Annotated in this window: 21 protein-coding genes and 3 pseudogenes; 14 read left to right on the top strand and 10 right to left on the bottom strand. The window is 65.6% G+C overall.

Annotation, left to right across the window (positions count from 1 at the left end):
• Positions 1 to 34 precede the first annotated feature (34 nt).
• A pseudogene (locus HAP54_RS20985) lies at positions 35 to 727 on the bottom strand (histone deacetylase family protein); the annotation flags it as partial.
• 211 nt (positions 728 to 938) lie between these two features.
• Between HAP54_RS20985 and HAP54_RS20975 the strand changes: the two are divergent.
• The 6 genes and pseudogenes from HAP54_RS20975 to HAP54_RS20950 all read left to right on the top strand — a co-directional run bounded on the left by HAP54_RS20975 (position 939) and on the right by HAP54_RS20950 (position 7041).
• Positions 939 to 1839, top strand: a pseudogene (locus HAP54_RS20975) (LysR substrate-binding domain-containing protein).
• A gap of 126 nt (positions 1840 to 1965) precedes the next feature.
• Entirely contained in the window at positions 1966 to 2907 is a 942-nt protein-coding gene (gene kdgD, locus HAP54_RS20970; protein ID WP_166303460.1) for a 5-dehydro-4-deoxyglucarate dehydratase, read from the top strand.
• Between the two features lie 44 nt (positions 2908 to 2951).
• Positions 2952 to 4307 carry a glucarate dehydratase gene (gene gudD / locus HAP54_RS20965; RefSeq protein ID WP_166303457.1) on the top strand — a complete coding sequence of 452 codons (1356 nt, stop codon included), beginning with the start codon at positions 2952 to 2954 and terminating at the stop codon, positions 4305 to 4307.
• 18 nt (positions 4308 to 4325) lie between these two features.
• On the top strand, positions 4326 to 5774 hold the full coding sequence (locus HAP54_RS20960) for an aldehyde dehydrogenase family protein (protein WP_166303454.1): 1449 nt from the start codon (positions 4326 to 4328) through the stop codon (positions 5772 to 5774).
• Positions 5775 to 6073: 299 nt separating this feature from the next.
• Positions 6074 to 6733 (top strand): annotated as a pseudogene (garD, locus tag HAP54_RS20955) (galactarate dehydratase); the annotation flags it as partial.
• Positions 6734 to 6864: 131 nt separating this feature from the next.
• A complete protein-coding gene (locus HAP54_RS20950) occupies positions 6865 to 7041 on the top strand; it encodes a hypothetical protein (RefSeq protein ID WP_165126055.1) in 177 nt (58 codons plus the stop codon).
• 51 nt (positions 7042 to 7092) lie between these two features.
• On the opposite strand, the gene HAP54_RS20945 is transcribed toward HAP54_RS20950, so the two are convergent.
• Genes HAP54_RS20945 through leuC form a run of 6 tightly spaced genes read right to left on the bottom strand, consistent with a single transcriptional unit; the run spans position 7093 to position 13039 of the window.
• Positions 7093 to 7950 carry an ABC transporter permease gene (locus HAP54_RS20945; RefSeq protein WP_414646209.1) on the bottom strand — a complete coding sequence of 286 codons (858 nt, stop codon included), beginning with the start codon at positions 7948 to 7950 and terminating at the stop codon, positions 7093 to 7095.
• A gap of 11 nt (positions 7951 to 7961) precedes the next feature.
• Positions 7962 to 8795, bottom strand: coding sequence for an ABC transporter ATP-binding protein (locus HAP54_RS20940; protein WP_166303448.1), 834 nt, complete (start codon positions 8793 to 8795; stop codon positions 7962 to 7964).
• The gene (locus tag HAP54_RS20935) at positions 8792 to 9853 is read right to left on the bottom strand and encodes an ABC transporter substrate-binding protein (RefSeq protein WP_166303445.1); all 1062 of its coding nucleotides are present in this window, start codon (positions 9851 to 9853) and stop codon (positions 8792 to 8794) included. Before HAP54_RS20935 ends, HAP54_RS20940 begins: the two co-directional genes overlap by 4 nt.
• On the bottom strand, positions 9853 to 10986 hold the full coding sequence (gene leuB / locus HAP54_RS20930) for a 3-isopropylmalate dehydrogenase (RefSeq protein ID WP_166303442.1): 1134 nt from the start codon (positions 10984 to 10986) through the stop codon (positions 9853 to 9855). Before leuB ends, HAP54_RS20935 begins: the two co-directional genes overlap by 1 nt.
• Positions 10983 to 11633: a 3-isopropylmalate dehydratase small subunit gene (gene leuD, locus HAP54_RS20925; RefSeq protein WP_166303439.1), complete on the bottom strand. Its 651-nt coding sequence runs from the start codon at positions 11631 to 11633 to the stop codon at positions 10983 to 10985. The genes leuB and leuD overlap by 4 nt, the downstream gene beginning before the upstream one ends.
• Complete coding sequence (leuC, locus tag HAP54_RS20920) at positions 11633 to 13039, bottom strand: 3-isopropylmalate dehydratase large subunit (protein WP_166303436.1); 1407 nt, start codon at positions 13037 to 13039, stop codon at positions 11633 to 11635. The genes leuD and leuC overlap by 1 nt, the downstream gene beginning before the upstream one ends.
• Positions 13040 to 13184: 145 nt before the next feature.
• Here leuC and HAP54_RS20915 point away from each other — a divergent pair, with 145 nt between their 5' ends.
• Entirely contained in the window at positions 13185 to 13973 is a 789-nt protein-coding gene (locus tag HAP54_RS20915) for an IclR family transcriptional regulator (protein ID WP_166303433.1), read from the top strand.
• Between the two features lie 259 nt (positions 13974 to 14232).
• Here HAP54_RS20915 and ald read toward each other — a convergent pair whose 3' ends face one another.
• A complete protein-coding gene (gene ald / locus HAP54_RS20910; protein WP_166303430.1) occupies positions 14233 to 15348 on the bottom strand; it encodes an alanine dehydrogenase in 1116 nt (371 codons plus the stop codon).
• Positions 15349 to 15474: 126 nt separating this feature from the next.
• Here ald and HAP54_RS20905 point away from each other — a divergent pair, with 126 nt between their 5' ends.
• The 3 genes from HAP54_RS20905 (at position 15475) to HAP54_RS20895 (ending at position 17911) form a co-directional block, all read left to right on the top strand.
• Positions 15475 to 15963, top strand: a complete 489-nt coding sequence (locus HAP54_RS20905; protein ID WP_166303427.1) for an Lrp/AsnC family transcriptional regulator — start codon at positions 15475 to 15477, stop codon at positions 15961 to 15963.
• A 210-nt stretch (positions 15964 to 16173) separates the two neighbouring features.
• A complete protein-coding gene (locus HAP54_RS20900; RefSeq protein WP_224742055.1) occupies positions 16174 to 17112 on the top strand; it encodes a hypothetical protein in 939 nt (312 codons plus the stop codon).
• Between the two features lie 85 nt (positions 17113 to 17197).
• A complete protein-coding gene (locus HAP54_RS20895; RefSeq protein WP_166303421.1) occupies positions 17198 to 17911 on the top strand; it encodes a type 1 glutamine amidotransferase in 714 nt (237 codons plus the stop codon).
• Positions 17912 to 17920: 9 nt separating this feature from the next.
• Here HAP54_RS20895 and HAP54_RS20890 read toward each other — a convergent pair whose 3' ends face one another.
• Together HAP54_RS20890 and HAP54_RS20885 are read right to left on the bottom strand one after the other, a co-directional pair.
• A complete protein-coding gene (locus HAP54_RS20890) occupies positions 17921 to 18271 on the bottom strand; it encodes a hypothetical protein (protein WP_166308186.1) in 351 nt (116 codons plus the stop codon).
• 235 nt (positions 18272 to 18506) lie between these two features.
• Positions 18507 to 19442 carry a LysR substrate-binding domain-containing protein gene (locus tag HAP54_RS20885; protein WP_166303418.1) on the bottom strand — a complete coding sequence of 312 codons (936 nt, stop codon included), beginning with the start codon at positions 19440 to 19442 and terminating at the stop codon, positions 18507 to 18509.
• A 194-nt stretch (positions 19443 to 19636) separates the two neighbouring features.
• Between HAP54_RS20885 and HAP54_RS20880 the strand changes: the two genes are divergently transcribed.
• Genes HAP54_RS20880 through HAP54_RS20865 form a run of 4 tightly spaced genes read left to right on the top strand, consistent with a single transcriptional unit; the run spans position 19637 to position 24412 of the window.
• Positions 19637 to 20623 (top strand): hydroxyacid dehydrogenase, encoded by a 987-nt coding sequence (locus HAP54_RS20880; RefSeq protein WP_166303415.1) that lies wholly within the window; start codon positions 19637 to 19639, stop codon positions 20621 to 20623.
• Positions 20624 to 20678: 55 nt separating this feature from the next.
• Complete coding sequence (locus tag HAP54_RS20875; protein ID WP_166303413.1) at positions 20679 to 22007, top strand: MFS transporter; 1329 nt, start codon at positions 20679 to 20681, stop codon at positions 22005 to 22007.
• Between the two features lie 29 nt (positions 22008 to 22036).
• Positions 22037 to 23365: an MFS transporter gene (locus HAP54_RS20870; protein WP_166303410.1), complete on the top strand. Its 1329-nt coding sequence runs from the start codon at positions 22037 to 22039 to the stop codon at positions 23363 to 23365.
• 21 nt (positions 23366 to 23386) lie between these two features.
• Positions 23387 to 24412, top strand: a complete 1026-nt coding sequence (locus HAP54_RS20865) for an amidohydrolase family protein (protein WP_166303407.1) — start codon at positions 23387 to 23389, stop codon at positions 24410 to 24412.
• Positions 24413 to 24432: the final 20 nt, after the last annotated feature.

Here is a 24432-nt window from a genome sequence, read left to right as displayed (position 1 = left end):
CGCCCCGTTGCAAGACCGTTTCTCAAGACCGCGTCTAGCGCGCGGCCTCGAACCCGCCCAGCACGGCCGTCAGATTGGCCCCGAGGATATCGGAGAGATAGCCGCCCTCCTGCACCAGCACCGTCGGCAGACCGAACCGCGCCAGCCCCTCGCCGATGCGGCGGAAGCCGTCGGTGGTGACCGCGAGGCCCGCCAGCGGGTCCTTCTCGGAGGCGTCGAGGCCGAGCGCGACCACCAGCGCGGTCGGTGCGAAGGAGCGGATCGCCCGCTCCGCCGCCGCCAGCGCCTTCATGTAGCCGTCGTCGCCGGTGCCCTTGGCCAGCGGAATGTTGAGATTGGTGCCGAGGCCACCTCCGGCACCGCGCTCATGCGCATAGCCCCAGACGTAAGGATAGAAGAACGACGGATCGGCGTGGATCGAGACGGTGAAGACATCACCCCGTTCGTAGAAGATGCCCTGCGTGCCGTTGCCGTGATGCACGTCGACATCGAGGATCGCGACGCGCTCGTGCTTCTGGCGCAGATGCTCGGCCGCGATGGCGCTGTTGTTGAGGAAGCAGAAGCCGCCGGCGAGATCGCGATAGGCGTGGTGGCCGGGCGGACGGCACAGCGCATAGACGGCATCCTCGCCGTCCAGCACCATCTGCGCAGCGGTGACCGCGACGTCGCTGGAGGCGCAGGCGCCGGCCCAGGTGCCGGGGCCGATCGGGCAGGCCGCCAACGCGCTGGTCGCGGCGATCGCCTACCTCTTCATCGTCGGCGAGATCAAGCGGGTGCAGCTGAAGGCGGCGTGAGGCAAGTCCGGCGCAATAGGGCCGCCGCGACAATGACGACACATCAACGGCGGCTTCGGCCGCCGTCTTTGTCTTCTTGGCCAGTGGGAGGCATCGATGCTAGAACGTACAAATCCTCGAACGATCCATTCCAGGCTAGCATCGATGTTTGACCTGAACCAGCTCCGCTGTTTCGTCACGGTGGCCGAGGAATTGCACTTCGGCCGGGCCGCGGCGCGGCTCAACATGACGCAGCCGCCGTTGAGCCGCCAGATCCAGGTGCTCGAGCACATCATCGACGCGCCGCTGCTGGAGCGCACCAGCCGCTCGGTGCGGTTGACGCCGGCGGGACGCAGCTTCTTGCCGGAGGCGCGGCGCATCCTCAAGCTCGCGGAATCCGCGTCGCAGGTCGCCCGCCGCATCGCGCTCGGCAAGACCGGCTCGCTCAAGATCGGCTTTACGGCCGCCGCCGCCTATGGCTTCCTGCCCGACCTGATCGCGGCCGCCCGCTCCCGCCTGCCCGAGGTCGATTTTTCCCTGAAGGAAATGGTCTCCGGCGATCAGTTCGAGGCACTGACCACCGGCCAGATCGATGCCGGCCTGCTGCGCCCGCCGATCGCGCGGCCGGAATTCGCCAGCCGGCGCGTCGTGGCCGAGCCGCTGCTTGCCGCGATCCCGAAGAAGCATCCGCTGGCCGCGGCCGAGACCGTCAGCATCAAGGATTTCGACGACCAGCCCTTCGTGATGTATTCGCCCTATGAGGCGCGCTATTTCCACGATCTGCTGGTCTCGATGTTCACCCGCGCCGACGTGCTGCCGCGCTATGTCCAGCATCTCAGCCAGATCCATTCGATCCTCGCCATGGTGCGCGCCGGGCTCGGCGTCGCGATCGTGCCGGAAGCGGCCCCTGAAGATCGCGGATGTCCGGCTGAAGCCGCTGAAGTTGCGCACGCCGGTGCCGGTCGAGCTGTTCATGGTATGGCGGCGCGATCACGAGAACCAGCTGCTGCCGGCATTGATCGAGATCGCGACCGAAATCGCTGGCCCGCATCTGCGCGGCGATTGATGCAGATTGTGCATCGCTCGATACCGCGTTTGGCTTGGACGCGCATCGAACGATTTCCTAGGAATCTCGCCATGGACGCGCGCTGCTCGCGCATCTGTTCCCCATAAGCATTTTAGGAGTGGCGCCATGAGCAAGATGACCCCTCAGGAGATGGCCGCGAGAATCGGTGGCGGCCTCCTGTCCTTCCCCGTGACCCCGTTCAACGCGGATCATTCGTTCGACGAGGCGACCTATCGCGCCAACATGGACTGGCTGTGCGGCTATGACGTCGCCGGCCTGTTCGCCGCCGGTGGCACCGGCGAGTTCTTCTCGCTGACGCCGGCTGAGGTTCCGCAGGTCGTGAAGGTCGCGGTCGAGGAGACCAAGGGCCGCGTTCCCGTGCTGGCCGGCACCGGCTACGGCACCGCGATCGCGCGCGAGATCGCGATCGGCGCCGAGAAGGCCGGCGCCGATGGCCTGCTGCTGCTGCCGCCCTATCTGACGCATGCCGAGCAGGACGGTCTCGCCGCCCATGTCGAGGCGGTGTGCGCGTCGGTCAAGATCGGCGTCATCGTCTACAACCGCGACAACGCGATCCTGCAGCCCGATACGCTGGCGCGGCTCTGCGAGCGCTGCCCGAACCTCGTCGGCTACAAGGACGGCATCGGCGACATCGAGCTGATGACCCGCGTCTACACCCGGCTCGGCGACCGCCTGACCTATATCGGCGGGCTCCCCACGGCGGAAACCTTTGCCCTGCCCTATCTCGACATGGGCGTGACCACCTATTCGTCGGCGGTGTTCAACTTCGTGCCGGAATTCGCCACCAATTTCTATGCCGCGGTGCGCCGGCGCGATCATCAGACCATCCATGCAGGGTTGAAGGATTTCATCCTGCCGCTGATCGCGATACGCAACCGCAAGAAGGGCTATGCGGTCTCGATCATCAAGGCCGGCATGAAGGTGATCGGCCGCGATTCCGGCCCGGTGCGGCCGCCGCTCACCGATCTCACCGAGCAGGAGATCGCCGAGCTCGCGGCGCTGGTGGCCAAGCTGCCGCAGGCTGCGAGACAGCAAGCGGCAGAATAGGCCGAAGCGGCGCAAGAACGGAAAGAAGACCAAGGGAGGAGCAGATGATTCAAGACACGATCCGCACCGGCTTTACCGGCGCCCCCGTCGTCACGGCGATGGAGGTGATTCCGGTGGCCGGCCGCGACGGCATGCTCCTCAATCTGAGCGGCGCGCATGCGCCGTTCTTCACCCGCAACCTCGTCATCCTCACTGACAATTCCGGCCACACCGGCGTCGGCGAGGTGCCGGGCGGCGAGAAGATCCGCAAGACGCTCGAGGACGCACGCGACCTCGTCGTCGGCCAGACCATCGGCGCCTGCAACAACATCCTGGCGTCGATGCGCCAGACCTTTGCCGACCGCGACGCCGGCGGCCGCGGCAAGCAGACCTTTGATCTGCGCGTCACCATCCATGCGGTGACGGCCGTGGAATCCGCACTCCTCGATCTGCTCGGCCAGCATCTCAATCTCCCGGTCGCGGCGCTGCTCGGCGAAGGCCAGCAGCGCACCAGCGTCGAGACGCTCGGCTATCTCTTCTTTGTCGGCGATCGCAGCAAGACCAGCCTGCCTTACGTTGAAGGCGAGACCGGCAAGGCGGACTGGTTCAATTTGCGCCATCAGGTTGCGATGACACCGGACGCGATCGTGCGGCTCGCCGAGGCGACGCAAGCGCATTACGGCTTTGCCGATTTCAAGCTCAAGGGCGGCGTGCTCGCCGGCGAACAGGAGATCGAGGCCGTCACCGCGATCGCCAAGCGCTTCCCACAGGCGCGCGTGACGCTCGACCCGAACGGCGCCTGGTCGCTCGACGAGGCGATCCGTCTTTGCAGCAACATGCACGGCATTCTCGCCTATGCCGAGGACCCCTGCGGCGCGGAGGCCGGCTTCTCCGGCCGCGAGATCATGGCCGAGTTCCGCCGCGCCACCGGGCTGCCGACCGCGACCAACATGATCGCGACCGACTGGCGCCAGCTCTCGCACGCGCTGCGGTTAGGGGCCGTCGACATCCCGCTCGCCGATCCGCATTTCTGGACCATGCAGGGCTCGGTGCGGGTGGCGCAGACCTGCCGCGACAGCGGCCTGACCTGGGGCTCGCACTCCAACAACCATTTCGATATTTCGCTGGCGATGTTCACCCATGTCGGCGCCGCCGCGCCCGGCAAGGTGACCGCGATCGACACCCACTGGATTTGGCAGGACGGCCAGGCGTTGACCAAGGAGCCGCTGCAGATCAAGGGCGGCAAGATCGCGATCCCGGATCGTCCCGGCCTCGGCATCGAGCTCGCTCGCGGTGCCATTGAAGCTGCGAACGCGCTATACAAGCAGCATGGCCTGGGCGCCCGCGACGACGCGCTGGCCATGCAGTTCCTGATCCCCGGCTGGACCTTCGACGACAAGCGTCCCTGCCTCGTGCGCTAGACAAGAAAGGTTGGAAACATGACCGCTCACCAGAAGAACTTCATCGCCGGCGAATGGGTCGACGGAACAAGCATCACGCGGGACATCAATCCCTCCAACACCGGCGATGTGGTCGGCGAATACGCCAAGGCCGACAAGGCGCAGACCGAAAAGGCGATCGCCGCGGCAAAGGCCGCCTTCCCGGCCTGGGCGCGCTCGACACCGCAGGAGCGCTTTGACGCGCTGACCAGGATCTCGGTCGAAATCCTCGCCCGCAAGGAAGAGCTCGGCCGCCTGCTGGCGCGTGAGGAAGGCAAGACGCTGCCGGAAGGCATCGGCGAGGTCGCGCGCGCCGGGCAGATCTTTGCGTTCTTTGCCGGCGAGGCGCTGCGGCTGATCGGCGAGAAAGGCGCGTCCGTGCGCCCCGGTCTCGACGTCGAGATTACCCGCGAGCCGGTCGGCGTCGTCGGCATGATCACACCGTGGAATTTTCCGATCGCGATCCCGGCCTGGAAGATCGCGCCCGCGCTCTGCTACGGCAACAGCGTAGTGTTCAAGCCGGCCGAGCTGGTGCCGGGCTCGGCGCATGCGCTGTCCGAGATCATCGCGCGCTCCGGTATTCCCTCCGGCGTCTTCAACCTCGTGGTCGGCTCGGGCTCGGTGGTCGGCCAGACCCTGCTCGAACATCCCGATGTCGCCGCGATCTCATTCACCGGCTCGGTTCAGACCGGCCGCAAGATCGCGCAGGCCTGCGTGGTCTCCAACCCCATGAAGAAGTTCCAGCTCGAGATGGGCGGCAAGAACCCGCTGGTCGTGCTTGACGACGCCGACCTCAAGGTCGCGGTCGAGGTCGCCGTCAACGGCGCCTATTTCTCGACCGGCCAGCGCTGCACCGCGTCCTCGCGCCTGATCGTCACCGCAGGGATTCACGACCGCTTCGTCGCCGCGATGACCGAGCGGATGAAGGGGCTCTCGGTGGATGACGCGCTGAAGAGCGGCGTGCATGTCGGCCCGGTCGTCGACCAGAGCCAGCTCGACCAGGACCTCCGTTATATCAAGATCGGCCAGGATGAGGGCGCCCGCCTGCATTGGGGCGGCGAGTTGTTGAACCGCGAGACGCCCGGCTTCTATCTGCAGCCGGCGCTGTTCACCGAAGCCACCAACACCATGCGCATCGCCCGCGAGGAGATCTTCGGCCCGGTCGCCTGCGTGATCCGCGCCAAGGATTATGAGGAGGCGCTCGCGATCTCCAACGACACCGAGTTCGGCCTCGCCTCGGGCATCTGCACGTCAAGCCTGAAATACGCCTCGCATTACAAGCGCAACAGCGAGGCCGGCATGGTGATGGTCAATCTGCCGACCGCCGGCGTCGACTACCACGTGCCGTTCGGCGGCCGCAAAGGCTCGAGCTACGGCGCGCGCGAACAGGGCGCCTATGCCCGCGAGTTCTACACCACGGTGAAGACGGCTTATACGTTCCCGGGGTGAAATTAGATCGCACCTCGTAGGTGCTTCGCCCCCTCTCCCGCTTGCGGGGGGGGGGTTGGGGTGGGGGCTCTCTCCACGAGTCACACTGTGGAGAGAGTCCCCACCCGTCACGCTACGCGTGCCGACCTCCCCCGCAAGCGGGAGAGGTAAAGCAAGAAAGCCGTTGGCGCCGAAACCTCAGGAGAGCCCGCATGGACCAGTCGATCGGCGCGCAGGAGCAGCCCCGTTACATCAAGCTCAACGAGCGCGACAATGTCGCGATCGTCGTGAATGATTTCGGCCTGCCCGCCGGCTCCCGCTTCGCCGCGGACCTGCTGGTGCGTGCCGGCGCCACCGTGATGTTCTCGGAAGTGACCGAGGTGCGCGACGCGATCCAGCTTCTGACCCGCCGCACCGTCAACGAGGATGTCGGGCGCGCGCTGATCCGCGAGATGGCATGGTACGACGCCTATCTCGCCCGCGGCGGCGCCGACCGCAGTGCCAACACCACGCCGGGCAACAAGAAAGGCGGGCTCGCCAACATCGTCGAAAAATCCTTGGGCTCGATCGTCAAGTCGGGCTCCGGCCCGATCGCGGGCGTGCTGTCGCCCGGCGAGAAGGCGCGGCAGAAGGGCATGCTGTTTGCGGCTACTCCTGCAAGCGACTTCATCTGCGGCACGCTGCAGCTCGCCTCCGGCATGACCTTGCAGGTGTTCACCACCGGCCGCGGCACGCCCTATGGCCTCGCCGCCGCGCCCGTCATCAAGGTCGCGACCCGCAGCGAGCTGGCGCGGCGCTGGAAGGATCTGATCGATTTCGACGCCGGCTGCATCGCGACCGGCGAGAAGACCATCGAGGAGACCGGCTGGGACCTGTTCCGGCTGATCCTCGACGTCGCGAGCGGGCGGACAAAACCGTGGTCGGATCGCTGGGGCATCCACAACGATCTGACGCTGTTCAACCCGGCGCCGGTGACCTAGGACCGGCGCCGATCATCAACGCGCATGGAACTCGCTGAACAGACATTCACCAGCGTGGCGAAATGCTCATGTTCCGTGCGTTGAATCGCCCGAATTGATGTCCCACGTCCTCAGCAACAGGAGGACGTTCCATGAAACAATCGCAGCACTTTCTCGACAATGCGGAGAACTGCGCGCAGCTTGCCGAGCGCGCCGACGACGAGCCAACCTATAATCGCTTCAAGCGCATGGAAGCGGCCTGGCGCGCGCTGGCCAAGGAGCAGGATTGGCTCGACGGCGAGAGCTCGCCGTCGGAAACGGCGGCCTAACACCGAAGGTGGCCCGTGCGCGATAAATCAAATGTCGCCGCGGGCCGCTTTCTATTCGGCGCTGCGCTGCCGCTGCCAGCGCAGCAGATAGGCCTGCAGCCGCCAGATGATCGCCGACAGCACGACACCAACCAGCATCAGCACCACGACCGCGACCATCATGCCCGAGGCCTCGCCGCGCGCCTCCGACTCGATGATGAGACGGCCGATGCCGCGCTCGGCGCCGATGAATTCGCCGACGATCACGCTGATCAGCGCAAAGGAAATGGCGGGCGTCAGCGAGGCAAACACCCAGGCCATCGTCGAGGGGATCACCACGGTGCGGGTGATATGCCACTCGCTGGCGCCGAGCAGACGCGCAGCATTGGTAAAACCCTCGTCGATCGAGCGCGCGCCCTCGAAGGTGTTGAAGAACACCAGGAACACCACGACGATCCAGGAGGTCACGATCTTCGACATGTCGCCGATCCCGAACGCCAGCACGATGATCGGCGCCAGCGCAATCCGCGGGATCGAATTCACCGCGGTGATGAAGGGCTGGAAAATCGCGCTGAGGCGGTCGGATCGCCCCAGGATCAGCCCGGCGACGAAACCGCTGACCACGCCGGTGACGAAGCCGAAGAAGGTATTCTTCAGCGTGATGGCGGTCGCCGCCCAGAGATTGTTCTCGTTGCGCGCCAGGCACTTTGCGAAGTCGCCGTTGAACCAGCCGTTGAAGACGCCGAGCTTCGATTTGAGGCAGCTCTGGATCAGGAAATTCTCGTAGATCATCGACGGCTTCGAGATGAAGTACGGGTCGAGCAGATCCGGCACCAGCCACGGCAGTTTCGCCCGCAGGTCGTAGCCCCATTGCCACACCGAAAGCACGATTGCGCAGATCAGGACCTGCCAGCCGATCGTGTTCATCATGCTGTATCGCTTCATGGGCTGCGGCCCTTGACGAATTCCTCGCCGAGCGAATGCCAGATGTGCTGGAACAGCTCGGCATAGCGCGGAGTCTCGCGCACCTTCACCGCATCGCGCGGGCGGGCGAAGTCGACCTCGAACATGTCCTTGATCCGGCCCGGCCGCGCCGAGAACAGGATGATGCGGTCGGCGAGTGTCAGCGCCTCGCCGAGATCGTGGGTCACGAACAGCACGGTCTGCTGCTCGCGCTCCCAGATCCGGAGCAGCACCTCGTGCATGTCGATCTTGGTGTGGGTATCGAGCGCGCCGAACGGCTCGTCCATCAACAGGATCTGCGGCTCGACGATCAGGGTCCGCATCAACGCCGCGCGCTGCCGCATGCCGCCCGACAGCGCCGACGGATAGGCGTTCTCAAATCCCTTCAGCCCAGCCTGCGCGACGCATTCCGCGATGCGCGCTTTCCGTTCGCTCACGGCCACGCCCGCGAGCTCCAGCCCATAGCCGATATTGTCGGCCACCGTCCGCCAGGGGAACAGCGTATCGCGCTGAAAGACGTAGCCGACATCGGGCGTCGCCTTGCCGGCGACGACGCGCTTGCCGTCGATCAGGATCTCGCCGCCGGTGGGGCGGATCAGCGAGGCGATCATGTTGAGCACGGTGCTCTTGCCCGAGCCCGACGGCCCGAGCAGCGCGACGAACTCGCCGCGCCGGACGTCGAAAGTGACGTCGCGCACCGCCTCGATCGTGGTTTTGGCAAGCTGGAACGACTTGCACAGGCCGTTGACCTCGACGCGGCGGTCGGCCGAGGCGCGCGGTGACAGAGTGACGCTCGTCTCGAGCGCGCTCAACCCGGATAGGCCTTTCGCGCCGCGTCGATCAGGTTGGAGTTGACCACGTCGGCGATCTTGAGCGGCTTGATGCCGGTCATCTCGCGGAACCAGACCTTCTCGCCGCGCGCAAAGCTTGCGGCGTCGATCGTGCCCTCATAGTCCGCGACCTTCTGGATCGCCGTGATCTCGAGCAGATTGGCGTCACGCGAGGTGCTGCCGACATAGGGCTCGATCGCGTCATAAACCTCCGTCGGCTTGTGCGTCTTGATCCACTGCGACGCACGCCACAGCGCGGTGACGAAGGCCTGCATTTTGGCAGGGTCCTTGTCGATGGTTGCCTGCAGCGTGAAATGCGCGGTCACCGGCACCTTGCCGCCGATATGCTTGTTCCAGATCGCCTCGTCGGTGCCGTCGAACAGCAGTTCACCCCAGCCCTGCTGCTGTGCCTCGTTGAGCAGCGACAGCGAGCTGACCAGGATATCGACCTGCTTCGATTTCAGCGACCCCAGCATGGTGTCGACATTGCCGGTGCCGATCCAGGTCACCTTGTCGTCGAGACCCATGGTTTCCATGTAGTAGGACGCCCAGACATGGTTGGTGCCGCCGAGCGAGGAGACCGAGACGATCGGCTTGCGGCCGTCGGGCCGCTTCCATTGGGTGAAGGCCTCCAGCGAGTTGATGCCCTGGTCCTTCAGATCCTTGCGGATGATGAACATCACCGAGTTCGACCGTGTGTCGACCGGCAGCAGCACGCGCGCGGCGCGGCCGTGATTGGTCAGCTGCATCGGATGGGTGACGTCGCCGATGCCGATATCGCCCTGCGACCAGGCGATGATCTCGCGGGTCTTCACGCCGCTGCCGCCCTGCAGCAGCTTGCAGTCGAGCCCGGCTTCCTTGAAGAAGCCGATGCGATCCGCAACAAATTGCGTCTGATAGACCGGCACCGCGACCGGATAGATCGCGCGGCCGGTGGCCGCCTGCGCCCACGCACGCCCCGTAGCCAGCGCCGCGCCGCTGGCGGCGATCACCGTCAGCGCCGATCGCCTCGAAATGTGGGGCATGGCGACATCAGCCATCACGCGTGCTCCTTGGCCGAAATCCTGTCCAGCGCGCCGAGCACAGCATCGCCCATCTGGACGGTCGAGAGTTTTTTCGCGCCGGCCTCGGCGATATCGGCCGTGCGCGCACCGGACGCCAGCGCGGTCTGCACCGCCTTTTCCAGGAGGTCGGCATCCTCGGGGCGGTTCAGCGTCAGGCGCAGCAGCATCGCGACGCTGAGGATCGAGCCGAGCGGATTGGCGATGCCCTTGCCCGCGATGTCGGGCGCGCTGCCATGCACCGGCTCATACAGCGCCTTGCGCCGGCCGAAGCGATCGACCGGCCCGAGCGAGGCCGACGGCAGCATGCCGAGCGAGCCCGAGGCCATCGCCGCACAGTCGGACAGGATGTCGCCGAAGATGTTGCCGGTCACCATCACGTCGAACTGCCGTGGCTCGCGCACGATCTGCATCGCGGCGTTGTCGACATAAAGATGGGTCAGCTCGACGTCGGCGAACTCCTCCTTGTGCAGTTTGATCATTTCCTCGCGCCAGACCACGCTGGTCTCCAGCACATTGGCTTTGTCGACCGAGCAGACCTTGTTGCGCCGGGTCCGCGCCAGCTCGAACGCCGAGCGCGCCACGCGGCGGATCTGGTTGGTGGTGTATTGCTCGGTGTTGAAGCCGCGTCGCTGGCCGTCGGGCAATGTTTCGATGCCGCGCGGCTCGCCGAAATAGATGCCGCTGGTCAATTCGCGGATGATGACGAAGTCGACGCCGTCGAGCACCTCGGCCTTGAGCGGCGCCGACGCCGACAGCGCCGGGCTCGCCACGATCGGCCGCAAATTGGCGTAGAGATCGTATTTGCTGCGCAGGCCCAGCAGACTGCCGGCCTTGCGCGCGGCCGCGGGCACTTCGGTCGTCTCCGGCCCGCCGGTCGCGCCCCACAGGATCGCGTCGGCCTCGTCCATCGCCTCGGCCGTGTCCTCGGGCAGCACCTTGCCGGTCGCCAGATACGGGATCAGGCCGTATTGCGCCTCGCGCAGCGTCATCGGCACGTTACGTTTGGCCGCGAACCAGTCGAGCACGCGGCGGGACTGTGCGGTGACCTCGGGGCCGATGCCCTCGCCGCCGACGACGGCGACCTTGACCATGTTGGATTGCGTGCTCATGCAGGTGTCCTTGAAGCGGGTGTCCTTGTAGAATGAATCCAGGGCCGCGCCGCGCGGTCGGCGGCCTGGAAGGCGTGGATCTCGTCGTCGCGCTGCAGCGTCAGCGCCACCTCGTCGAGCCCCTTCAGGAGCCCGTCGCGCCGCCGCGGGTCGATCTCGAACGAATGCCGCGCGCCCGACGGCGAGACGATGGTCTGGGCCTCCAGATCGATCGAGACCTTGCCTGCGCCCTGCGTCGCCTCGATGTCGGCGGCAAGCGAATCCACCACCGCCTTGTCGACGATGACGGGGAGGATTCCGTTCTGGAAGCAGTTGGCGAAGAAGATGTCGCCGAAGCCGGAGCCGATGATGGCGCGGATGCCGCGCTCCTGCAGCGACCACACCGCGCCTTCGCGCGACGAGCCGCAGCCGAAATTCGGCCCCGTCACCAGGATCTCGGCCTCGCGGTACGGCTCGCGGTTGAGAATGAAATCCGGATTCTCCGAGCCGTCGGCCAGATAGCGCAGCGAGCCGAACGCCCATTTGCCGAGCGTGCCGCGGATCGAATTGCCGACCAGGCGCTCGATGCGGATGATGACGTCGGTGTCGATATTGGCGCGCATGATCGGCGCAGCGGTTGCGGTGAGCTTGTCGAACGGTTTCGGCATCACTGGCGTCCCATCATCCTGACATCGGCGATCGCGCCGGCAATGGCTGAGGCCGCCGCGCTCGCGGGGCTCGCCAGATGCGTGCGGGCGCGCGGCCCCTGGCGGCCGACGAAATTGCGGTTCGAGGTCGAGACCGAGCGCTGCCCGGGCGCCACCACCTCGCCATTGGCGGCAAGGCACATCGAGCAGCCCGGCTCGCGCCACTCGAAGCCGGCGTCGATGAAGATCTTGTCGAGCCCCTCGGCCACCGCCTCGCGCTTGACGTTTTCCGAGCCCGGCACCACCCAGGCCCGCACGCCGGCCGCGACCTTGCGGCCACGCGCGACCTCGGCCGCGGCGCGCAGATCGCTCAGCCGGCTGTTGGTGCAGGAGCCGATGAACACCCAGTCGATCGGCGTGCCGGCAATCGGTGCGCCGCCTTGCAGGCCCATATAGTCGAGCGCGGTCTCGATCGCGGCGCGCCGCGCCGGATCGTCGACCGTCTTCGGATCGGGAATGACGCCATCGACGCCGACGACGTGCTCTGGGCTGATGCCCCACGTCACCTGCGGGATGATCTTTTCGACATCGATCACGACCTCGCGGTCGAACACCGCGTCCGGATCGCTCGGCAGCTCGCGCCACGCCTTCACCGCGAGATCCCACATCTCGCCCTGCGGCGCATAGGGGCGGCCGCGCAGGAATTCGAAGGTCTTTTCGTCGGGCGCCACCATGCCCATCTTGGCGCCGAGCTCGATCGAGAGGTTGCAGATCGTGAGCCGGCCCTCGATCGGCAGTGCCCGGATCGCGCTGCCGGCATATTCGACCGCGTAGCCGGTGCCGCCGGCGGCGCCGATATGCCCGATCAGCGCCAGGATCATGTCCTTGGCGGTGACGCCGAGCGGCAGCTTGCCTTCGAAGCGCGCGCGCATCGTTTTCGGACGCTTCTGGATCAGCGCCTGCGTCGCCAGCACATGGGTGAGCTCGCTCGATCCAATGCCGAAGGCGAGTGCGCCGAGGCCGCCATGGGTACAGGTGTGGCTGTCGCCGCAGACGATCGTCGCGCCCGGCAGGCTCAAGCCGAGTTCCGGCCCGATGACATGGACGATGCCCTGGCCGGGCTGGTCGACATCGAACAGCGTGATGCCGCTCGCCGCGGTCTCGAGGCGAAGCGCGGCCAGCAATTCCATGCCGATCTTGCTGGTCCCAGTGCGGCCGGGCGCCGTCGACAGCGCATGGTCCGGCGTCGCGAAGACCAGTTCGGGATTGTGAACCTTGAGCCCCCTGCTCTTCAGGTCGAGCAGGCCGCGCGAGCCGCCGAGATCGTGCAGCAGATGGCGGTCGATATGCAGGAGATCGGTGTCCTCGCTGAGGCGGGCAATGACATGCTGGTCCCAGATCTTCTCGAGCAAACTTCGTCCGGGCATCCGCCTTCCCCTGCTCTCTGCGTTTCCATACGGCTTGATCTTATTGGCGCCAATCTGTGCCAAAGTTGTCGTCAAGTGAAGCAGTTTCGTCCTAACATCACATATGTGATGGAGGTGCGGTAGTTGACCCGCCGCGGAGACAGCCATGCCGAACTCGAATAAGACGGCCATTGTCAAATCGGCCATGCGGACGTTTGCAGTTCTGGAATTCTTTCGGGAAACAAAGCGGGCTGCTTCCGTGACTGAAATATCTTCCGCGTTGGAGATGCCCCAATCGAGCACATCGGTGTTGCTTAGCAGTCTCGTTGAATTGAACTACCTTGAATACGACCGACAGACCCGGCGTTTCATCCCTAGCTACCGGGTCAATCTGCTTGGTGATTGGATCCGTCGTTCTCCGTTCCGTGACACAAAGCTCACCGATCTGATGGAGGAACTCTGGACCGCGACTGGCGGCGAAACCGTGATGCTTAGACAACAGGCAGGCGCCGCCGGGATGCAGTATCTACACGTCGTACGCGGCGGCTATCAGCTTCAGTTCATTGCACATGCCGGTCAAATACGACCGATGGTTCGTACCGCGCTCGGACACGTGCTGCTGAGCCAAATGCCAAACACCAAAATTCGCGGCATCATCCGTCGCAATAACGCTGAGGAGCCGAGTCAGTCGGCGCGCGTTCGCGAGTCGACCTTTCTCGAAGAGGTCGAGCGCATTCGCCGCCGCGGCTTTTCCGAGTCGAGCGGCCGCACGACGCCGGGCGCAAACACAATAGGCATGCTTGTACCTCTACCCAAGAGACGCGCTCCGCTCGCGATCGGCATCGGCGGACCAATCGAACGAATCGCGGCAAAGCGCGCGCGCATCATTGAAGTCATGCAGAGCCGGCTGAAGAAACTGGCAGATGAAGCCAGGCCAGGATTCGTTGAGAAATGACCTCTCAGGACGCTAAACGCGTGCGGGTGACAGAACCGTAGCCCGGATGGAGCGAAAGCGAAATCCGGGGCCAGTCCCTCCGCGGAGAGATCGGCCCCGGATTTCATTTCGCTTCATCGGGGCTACGATGCCTCAATTTCGTCATGGCCGGGCTTGTCCCGGCCATCCACGTCTATTCTCGCGGGTCGAAGCAAAGACGTGGATGCCCGGCACGAGGCCGGGCATGACGGAGTTAAGTGAAGGAGCTGGGCCTTAACCGCTACGACGCCAGCGCCTCCTCCGGCATCACAACCGACAGATGCTGGCTCTCGGCCACGGCGCGGTTGGTGATGCGGCCGCGATGCACGTTGAGGCCGGCGCGCAGGTGCGGATCCTCGACCAGCGCGCGCAGTCCCTTCGATGCCAGCGCCAGGCCGAACGGCAAAGTGGCGTGGTTGAGCGCGTGGCTCGAGGTAACCGGCACCGCGCCCGGCATGTTGGCGACACAGTAATGCACGATGTCGTCGACCAGATAGGTCGGCGCCTGGTGCGTGGTCGGCTTCGAGGTCTCGAAGCAGCCGCCCTGGTCGATCGCGACGTCGACCAGCACCGCCCGGCGCTTCATGCTGGCGAGCTGCGCGCGCGAGACGAGCTTGGGCGCGCTGGCGCCAGGGACCAGCACCGCGCCGATCACGACGTCGGCGGCGATGATCTCCTGCTCGATCGCCTCCAGCGTGGCGTAGCGGGTGCGGACACGGCCGATGAAAAGATCGTCGAGCGCGCGGAGCCGCGGCAATGAGCGGTCGAGGATGGTGACGTCGCTGCCGAGCCCGGCGGCCATCCGCGCCGCATGGGTACCGACCACGCCGCCGCCGATGATCGCAACCCTTGCCGGCGGAACGCCCGGCACGCCGCCAAGCAGCTTACCCATGCCGTCGGCGGATTTGCGCAGCGCAGCGCCCGCGGCCTCGATCGCGAGCCGGCCGGCGACCTCGCTCATCGGCGCCAGCAGCGGCAGCCCGCCATGCGCATCCGTCACGGTCTCATAGGCGATCGCCGTGCAGCCGGAAGCGAGCAGGCCCTTGGTCTGCGGGACGTCGGCCGCAAGATGCAGATAGGTGAAGAGGATCTGTCCCTCGCGCAGCCGGGCCCATTCGGCCGGCTGCGGCTCCTTCACCTTCACGATCATGTCGGCGACGGCAAACACCTCGTCGGCGGTATCGGCGATCCGCGCGCCGGCCTGCGTGTAGACGTCGTCGCCGGCACCGATGCCGTCGCCGGCGCCGCGCTGCACCACCACCTCATGTCCATGCGCCGCATATTCCCGCACCGAGGCGGGCGTGAGCCCGACCCGATATTCCTCGACCTTGATCTCCTTGGGCACGCCGATGCGCATGGTCCGCTCCTTGAATGGTTCGCTTCCGCCAGCCTCGAGCGTATTCCCCGTCACACGGCGTTTCTCAGCGAATTCCGGCTTGTGTGCATCCAGATACGCTCATATCCTTCGTCGTAGGCACAGATCTTGAAGGAAAACTGCGTGGACGGTCTCGATCGTATCGACCTCAGAATCCTCGGCGAGCTGGTCACTGATGCCCGCGCGAGCCAGATCGAGCTTGCGGAAAAGGTCGGGCTATCGCCGACCGCCTGCGCGCGGCGCATCCGCCATCTCGAGGAGATCGGCGTGATCCGCGGTTACCGCGTCGATCTCGAGCCGAGCGCGCTGGGACTTGTGACAACGGTCGTCGTGACCATCACGCTGGAGAGGCAGAGCGAGGACTATCTGGCGGCATTCGAGGCCGCGATCGCGCGGTGCCCCGACGTCGTGTCATGCCATCTGATGTCGGGCAGCGACGATTATCATCTGCAGGTCATCGCCCGCGACATCGCCGACTTCGAGCGCATCCACAAGCAGCATCTGTCGCGGATGCCCGGTGTGGCGCGCATCCATTCCAGCTTCGCGATGCGCGAAGTGGTCCGCCGCACCATTCCAGAGACCGCGCTGCGCGGTTGAGCGCTAGGCAAGGCAGCGAGCACTTTCTGCATCGTCATTCCGCGGCGCGCACCACGCCCCGCTGTCACAAATCTCACTGTCACAAATCGCGCTGTCACAATTGGAGCCTGCCCGCGCCACACGCATTTTTTAGTCGTGATTCCCGGCCGCCTGTGACAGAATTAATACATCCAAATGTCAATTCGGTTAAACGCGGAGCGGTGAATGAGCATGGAGTGGCGGGCACGGCCGGTTTCGCTGGCTTGGTCGAATCCAGTGATCCGGTGGTGGGGCCTGTTGAGCCTCGTCAGCGCCGCCAACATCGCGGTGTGGTTCGCGCTTTACCGCCAGTTCCACGAGCAGGCCAATGGCAGCCTGAGCAACACCTCCGGCATCGGGTTGATGCTGCTGCTCTGCGCCGCCTACGTGTTCGGCTGCGCGTTCCGCTCGGTGCTGCCGCGCGCCGACGTGCAGCGCATCTGCCTGGTCGACACCTGGCTGTCGAGCGTCGTGGTCGGCCGCACCGTCGCCACCGTCGCCGAGGTCTGCTTCGCCGCGCAATGGGCGATCGTGCTGTATCAGCTCGGCACCATGACCGGCGCCGAGACCACCGTGACCATCGCCTGGATCATCGTGCCGCTGATCGTGATCGCGGAATGCTTCTCCTGGTATGCGGTGCTGACCACCCATTATCTCTGCAACGCGATCGAGAACTCGATCTGGGCCGTGGTGTTCTTCCTGGTCGGGATTGCGCTGTGCCGGCTGCTGCCCGAGTTTCATGGCCCGGTGCGCTGGGCCTTCATCGTCGCGATCGTCGGCATCGCCGCCTTCCTCGCCTTCCTGATGACCGTCGACGTCCCGATGTATCTGAACCGCTGGCGCGCCAATCTCGCCGCCGGCGGCACGCTGCTGCACCCGCTCGAGGGGCTGCGCGACGTCAGCCGGCGCTGGGTCGTGACCCACGACATCGCCGAGTGGCGCGAGGAGATCGCCTGGATGTCGCTGTATTTCAGTATGGCGGTGTGGTCGAGCCTCGCGCTCTGCGTCGGCTATTCGCTCGAGGATCAGCTGCCGCGCTACCGCACTGAGCCCGTGATCGTCAGCACGAGTGTGACGCCGGCGGCGCAGCGCACCGCCACGATCGAAACTGCGGCAACGCCCCGCAATTGATCGGCGGCCGCCGGCCGCAGCTTGTGGCCAACAGCGCTTTCGGAGTAAAGGCTGGGGCGTCCCCGCTTATTCATTCGCGCATCCCATGCCCCGCATCACCATCATCGAAACCGGGCTCGTCAGTCCGCAATTCCGCAAGCGCCACGGCAGCTATCCGCAGATGTTCCAGCGGATGGTCGCTGCCGCCGATCCCTCTGTTGCCTGCGACGTCGTGAGCGTCGCCAACGGCGAGGCGCTGCCGGAGCCGGCGGCGCTGGATGCGATCCTGATCACGGGATCGTCGGCCGGCGTCTATGACGATGTCGACTGGATCGCGCCGCTCGAATCCTTTGTGCGTGCGGCGCACGACCAGCGCGTTCCGATGGTCGGCGTCTGCTTCGGCCATCAGCTGATCGCACAGGCGCTCGGCGGCACCGTGCGCAAGTCGGAGAAGGGCTGGGGCATCGGCCGCCACGTCTATCGGCTGGCACCGAACAACGGGCTGATCGCGGGCGAGACGATCGCCGCGGCCTGCTCGCATCAGGATCAGGTGATCACCCCGCCGGCCTCCGCACGCACCATCATGTCATCAGACTTCACGCCGCATGCCGGGCTGCTCTATGCCAACGGCACCACGCTGTCGGTGCAGCCGCATCCGGAATTCACCACCGACTACGCCGATGCGCTGTGCGACCTGCGCCGCGGCCTCGCGCCGGATGCCGTGGTCGAAACCGCCAAGGCGTCACTCGCCGCGCCGCTCGAGCACGCCCGGCTCGGCGGCGTGATCACGCGCTTTCTCACCGGCCGCGCGCCCGCGTGAGACGATCGCTCAGGTCATGCTGCCCGGCATGAAGCAGCGCACCCGCGGGTGGCCGTCGATATAGTGCTTCCACACCATGGTGCGCCCAATCTTGTTCGGCTCGGTGATCACGGCTTCGTTCGGCACCACGACCCATTCATCGTCGATGTGGACGCGATAATGGCCGTGATCCGACTCCCAATCGGGATCGGCGACCACATAGCCGTCGGCATCCGAGCAGCATTGTCCGTAACCACTGTGCAGGCTTTCAAACCAGGGTTTTAATGGTGAATTGGCGTAGCGGCCATCGTCGCGCGCCAGGGACGGCGATGTCAGCCACATCGTCCCAAGCAGCAGTGCCGCACGCGTGATGGCGTGCATGGTGTCGTCTCCGCAGATTTCGATCCCGCTGCGGGCGCGCATCACTCCAGTTCGCCCGCGACATTGCGGTCGCAGGCGAGAACGCGGCGAATCGGCGCCCCAGCTCCTGCCATTCAGCTATGCAAGAGCAGCGCCAGACTGCATTCCGGCAGACTACTGCCGACGAAAGTATGGGGTGCGCGCGCCGCCGCAATCTCACGCGGGAAGCAGCGCGCGCGTGCTCGCTGGAGCGCGATCAACGGCCCGCCGCGGCGACCTCGGGGACGAGCGGCGGTGCACTGCGCGACGCCGCCTGCAATGCGCATTCGACGAAGCGGCGCGGCAGCAGCGAGGCGTTCGCGCGCATCGCCACCAGCATGCGGCTCTCCGCATCCGGCGTGTCCAGCGGCTTCGCCACCACATTCATGACGCCGGCCTGCTGGTAGCAGGACGGCAGGATCGAAAGCCCGATCCCGGCCGCGACCAGGCTCAGCACGGTACGCAGTTCATGCGCCTCCTGCACCACGCGCGGGGCAAAGCCCGCCCGCCGGCACAGCATCGCGGCCTGATCGCCGACGCCGCAGCCGCTCTCGGCCATTCCGACGAATTCGTGATCGGCGAGATCGGCCATCTCGAGCGCACCTTTGGCGCCGGCCAGCGGATGATCCAGCGGCAGGAACACCATCAGCCGGTCGCGCCACACCACATGGACCTGCAAATCGGCCGCCGGCCTGAAATCGAGCGGCGGCCGCATGATCGCGACATCGAGCTCGGCGTCGGCGAGCGCCCGCAGCTGCGTCGCCGTCGACATGTGCCGGAGCTCGATCTTCACCCGCGGATAGCTGGCGCGAAAGCTGCGGAACAGTTCGGCGAACATGTCGAGCATAGGCACCGAACCGGTGAAGCCGACGCGGATCATGCCGGCCTCGCCGCGCGCTGCACGGCGAACCGTCTCCGACGCCAGATCGAGCTCGCTGACCGCGCGCCGCGCATGTTCCAGCAGCAATTGCCCCGCCTGCGTGAGTTCCACCGCACGTCGCGTCCGTGCTAGCAGGCGCGTCCCGAGCTCCGCCTCCATCGCCTTGATCTGCGTGCTCAGCGGCGGCTGGCTGACATGCAAACGCTTCGCGGCGCGACTGAAGCTCAATTCTTCGGCCACCGCGATGAAGTAACGAAGCTGCCTGTAATCCATCGCTTATTCCGTTTCCCTATAAGTGGGGGGTCAACAAAATTTGACCTCACGGGGCCGTTTCCCGATCTTCGCGCGAAATCAGCAATGCTCCAAGGGAGAAGAAGGGAGAAGCGCGAAAAATGCGTCAGGTTCTTGCAGTATGGCGCGGCGCACGTAGCGGGGCAGCCATGCAATATCGCAGCAGGCGATAGGCCATGACCGCTTCGTTTCGTGTCCTGGTCACCGGCGACAACCTCGCCCCCGCAGCCGTCAAAATCCTCAGCGAGATCGGCGCTGATGTCGTGCTGATGCGCGATGCGGTCACGCCTGAACGCCTCACGCACGAGATGGCAACAGCGCCGACGCAGGCGATCCTGATGCGCGGCAATCCGGTATTCTCCTCCGCCGTCATTGCCAGCAATCCGCATCTGCGCGTGATCGCAAAGCACGGCGCCGGCGTCGACAGCGTCGACATCGATGCCGCAACCAGGCAGCGCGTGCTGGTGATGGTGGCGGGCGATGCCAACGCGCCCGCGGTCGCCGAGCACACCATCGCGCTGATCCTCGCGCTCGGGCGCGACGTCGTCAGCCTCAACGAACGAACCCATTCCGGCGCCTGGGACCGCGCCACCTATCGCGGCCGCGAAATCCGTGGGCGCACCCTCGGCCTTGTCGGCTTCGGCCGCATCGCCCGCCACGTCGCGCGTACAGCGGCGGCGCTCGGCATGACCGTCGTCGCGCTCGGCCGGAGCAAGGGCCGGGTCGACCCAGCGCTGGCGCGCGAGGCCGCCGATCTCACTGAGCTGCTCGCGGTCTCCGATATCGTGAGTCTGCACGCGCCGCTGACCGATGCGACCCGCGGCATGATCGATGCCGCGCGCCTCAACGCCATGAAGTCCGGCGCCATCCTGATCAACACCGCGCGCGGCGCACTGGTCGACGAGGACGCACTATGCGCGGCACTCAGCAGCGGACATCTCGCCGGCGCCGGCCTCGACACGCTGGCGCAAGAGCCGCCGGCCAAGGACAGGCCGATCCTGCAGGCGCCGAACCTGATCGTGACGCCGCATATCGCAGCCCAAACCGGCGCGTCGATCACACGGACCGGCGTCGAGGCCGCGCGCAACATCGCAGCGGTGCTAACGCGCGGCGACATCGATCGCGCCAACGTCGTCAATCCGGCGGCGCTCGATCCGCCTTAAATCTCGCAGCAACGGCCCTACAACAAGAGGCCGAGATCATCAGGGGGAAGCGAACATGAATCTGGGGTGGCTGTCCAAGCTGTCCGCCGTCGAACGCAAGACATTCTTCGCCGCCTTCGGCGGACTTGCGCTCGATTCGATGGACACGACGATCTACGCGCTGGTGACGCCGGCACTGATCGCGACGCTGAGCCTGTCGCGGCCGGACGCCGGGATTCTTGCATCAAGCTCGCTGATCGGCACTGCCGCGGGCGGCTGGATCGCCGGCATTGCCGCCGACCGGTTCGGCCGGGTGCGGGTGCTGCAATTCACCATCCTGCTGGTCGCAATCTCGACATTTGCCGCCGCCTTCGCCGACGGCTTCTGGTATCTGCTGGTCGCGCGCGCCGTCCAGGGCATGGGCTATGGCGGCGAGGCCGCGGTCGGCGCTGTGCTGGTGGCCGAAGTGGTCTCGGCCGGGATGCGCGGCCGCGTCGCCGCCGCGATCCAGAGCGGATATGCCGTCGGCAACGCGCTGTCGGTAGCGGCATTTCCCGTCATCTTCGGCTGGCTGTCGCAGGACATGGCCTGGCGCGTGTTCTTCGCGATCGGAATCCTCCCCGCGTTGCTCGTCTTCTTCGTCCGCCGCTTCGTGCCGGAATCCGCAATCTTCGTCGAGGAGAAGGCGCAACGCGGCGCCTCGTCGACGCACAGCTTCTGGACCATCTTCACCGGCGAGCATCTGTTCAAGACGCTGGTCGCGACCTTCTTCACCACGGGCACGTTAGGTGCGGCCTATGTGATGATCACCTGGCTGCCGACCTATCTGCAGACCGGGCTGCATCTGCCCGTCATGCACACCGCCGGCTATCTCGCCGTCAACATCTTCGGATCGTTCGTCGGACCGATCGCCTTCGGCCTGATCGCCGACCGCATCGGCCGCCGCAAGGGCTTCATGCTGTTCCTGCTCTGCCAGGCGCTGAACGTCACGGTCTATACCCAGGCGCCGATCGGCCAGGGCATCACCATCATCCTCGGATTTTTCCTCGGCGCGCTGCAGGCCGGCCTCGCCTCCGGCCTGATGCCGACCTTTGCCGAGCTGTTTCCGACCAACATCCGCGCCAACGGCGCCGGCTTTGCGCTCAGCGCTGGACGCGGCCTCGGCTCGATCGTGCCGGCGAGCGTCGGCATCCTGTCGACGCGGATGCATCTCGGCGACGCAATGGCGATCTGCGCCATCTGCGGCTACGCGGCCGCCTTTTGCGCGGCATTGATGCTGCCCGAACAGCAGGGCATCGACCTCAGAACGATGGCGGCAGGCCCGGCTCCGGACGGAGCCGAACGGCTGCCTCCCGAACGAGAGGCCGTCCCCAACAACATCCGAAATGGCGTCGCGACCCAATGAACGCCATCACAACGAACGGGAGGATTTTTATGGCCGGAGCATCCGTCAAAGAACTCGAACAGCAAACCATCCGCCGCGTCTACTGGCGGCTGATCCCGATCCTGTTCGCGATGATGTTCTTCAACTATCTCGACCGCATCAATCTCGGTTACGCCGGGCTGACGATGAACAAGGACCTCGGCCTCAGCCCCGCGATCTTCGGCTTTGCCGCCAGCATCTTCTTCCTCGGCTACATGGTGCTCGAGGTCCCGAGCAACCTGATGCTGCACTGGCTCGGGGCGCGGATCTGGCTGGCGCGCATCCTGATCAGCTGGGGCCTTGTTGCGACGCTGACCGCCTTTGTCTGGAATCCGCTCAGCCTCTATGTGATGCGGTTCGGCCTCGGCGTCGCGGAAGCCGGCTTCATGCCCGGCGTGGTGCTCTATCTGACCTACTGGTTCCCCCCGCGCTATCGCGCCCGCGCCGTGGCCGGATACATCATCGCCGGCTCGTTCTCGGCAGTCTTGGGCGGGCCGATCTCGACCAGCATCATGACCTTCTTCGACGGCGCCGCCGGCCTGCATGGCTGGCAATGGATGTTCATTGCCGAGGGCGTGCCGACCATTCTGCTCGGCCTCTTCACGCTCTATTATCTGACCGACCGCCCGGCCAAGGCGAGCTGGCTGAGCAAGGAGCAGGCCGCCTGGCTGGAGGGCGAGCTCGCCGCCGAGCGGGCCGAGATCGAACAACAAGGGCAGCACAGGTTGATCGAATGTATCATCGATATCAGGATCTGGCTGCTGGCGGCGCTGTTCGGCTGCGCGCTGGTCGGCATCTATGGCCTGTTGCTGTGGCTGCCGCAGATCATCAAGGGCATGGGCAATCTCAGCAACATTCAGGTCGGCTTTCTCTCGGCGATCCCGCCGCTGCTCGGCGTCATCGGCACCATCGTGGTCAGCCGCAGCTCGGACAAAACAGGCGATCGCAAGTTTCATCTCGCGGCCGTCTATCTGCTTGCGGCGATCGCGATGCTCGGCAGCGCCTGTGTCTCGAGCCCGGTGCTGGCCTTCGTGTTCCTTTGCATCGTCGGCTTCAGCCTGAACGCCGGCAACCCGCTGTTCTGGAGCATCAACGCCTCGCTGCTGACGGGCGCCGCCGGCGCCGCCTCGATCGCCATGGTCAACACGCTGGCGCAGTTCGGCGGGCTGATCGGCCCCTGGTGCATCGGCCTGATCAAGGACTCCACCGGAAGCTTCTCCTGGGCATTGGTCGGCATCGCCGGCTTCCTGCTCATAGCCTCCGCCATCGCCGCCACCATGCGCGTCAAACCGCGCGAGGCGGAATTGACGGGAGCCATCCCGTCATCCGTCGCACACTGACAACCTTGTAAGGAAGCAACCATGATCATCGATTGTCACGGCCACTACACCACGGAGCCGGCCAAGCTGCAGATATTTCGCGACAAGCAGCTCGCCGGCCTCGCCGACAGATCGCGCCGCCCGCTCACCACCAACCTCGGCATCACCGACGATGAGATCCGCGACAGCGTCGAGGGCGCGCAGCTCCGCTTGCAGAGGGAGCGCGGCACCGACGTCACCATCTTCTCACCGCGCGCCGCCGGCATGGCGCATCATGTCGGCAAGGAAGCAACCAGCCGGGAATGGACCACGATCTGCAACGACCTCGTGCATCGGGTCTGCACGCTGTTCCCGCAGAACTTCGTTCCCGTCTGCCAGCTGCCGCAGAGCCCGGGCGTGAAACCTGCGAACTGCATCGAGGAGCTGGAGCGCTGCGTGACGCAGCTCGGCTTCGTCGGCTGCAACCTCAATCCAGATCCCGCCGGCGGCTACTGGTGCGATCCGCCGCTATCAGACGAATGGTGGTATCCGCTGTATGAGAAGATGGTCGAGCTCGACGTGCCAGCCATGGTCCATGTCTCTTCGTCCTGCAATCCCTGCTTCCACGGCACCGGCGCGCATTACCTCAACGGCGACACCACCGCCTTCATGCAGTTCCTGACCTCGGACATCTTCAAGCGCTTCCCGACCCTGCGGTTCATCATCCCGCATGGCGGCGGCGCGGTGCCCTATCACTGGGGCCGCTACCGTGGCCTCGCGCAGGACATGAAGCTGCCGCCGCTGTCCGAGCATCTGTTGAAGAACGTGTTCTTCGACACCTGCGTCTATCACCTACCCGGCATCGAGCTGTTGACCCGGGTAATCCCGGCCGAGAACATCCTGTTCGCGTCGGAGATGGTCGGCGCGGTCCGCGGCATCGACCCGGAGACCGGGCATCACTTCGACGACACCCGCCGCTATATCGACGCGTTGCCGCTGAGCGCGGCGGACAAGGCCAAGATCTTTGAAGGCAATGCCCGCCGTGTCTATCCCCGCCTCAACGCCCATCTCGACCGCCGCGCGCATTAAGCGATCGCGCCGCCAACAAA

Source organism: Bradyrhizobium sp. 2S1, assembly GCF_011516625.5.
Lineage (GTDB): Bacteria > Pseudomonadota > Alphaproteobacteria > Rhizobiales > Xanthobacteraceae > Bradyrhizobium > Bradyrhizobium septentrionale.
This window is presented reverse-complemented; position numbering and strand designations above follow the sequence as displayed.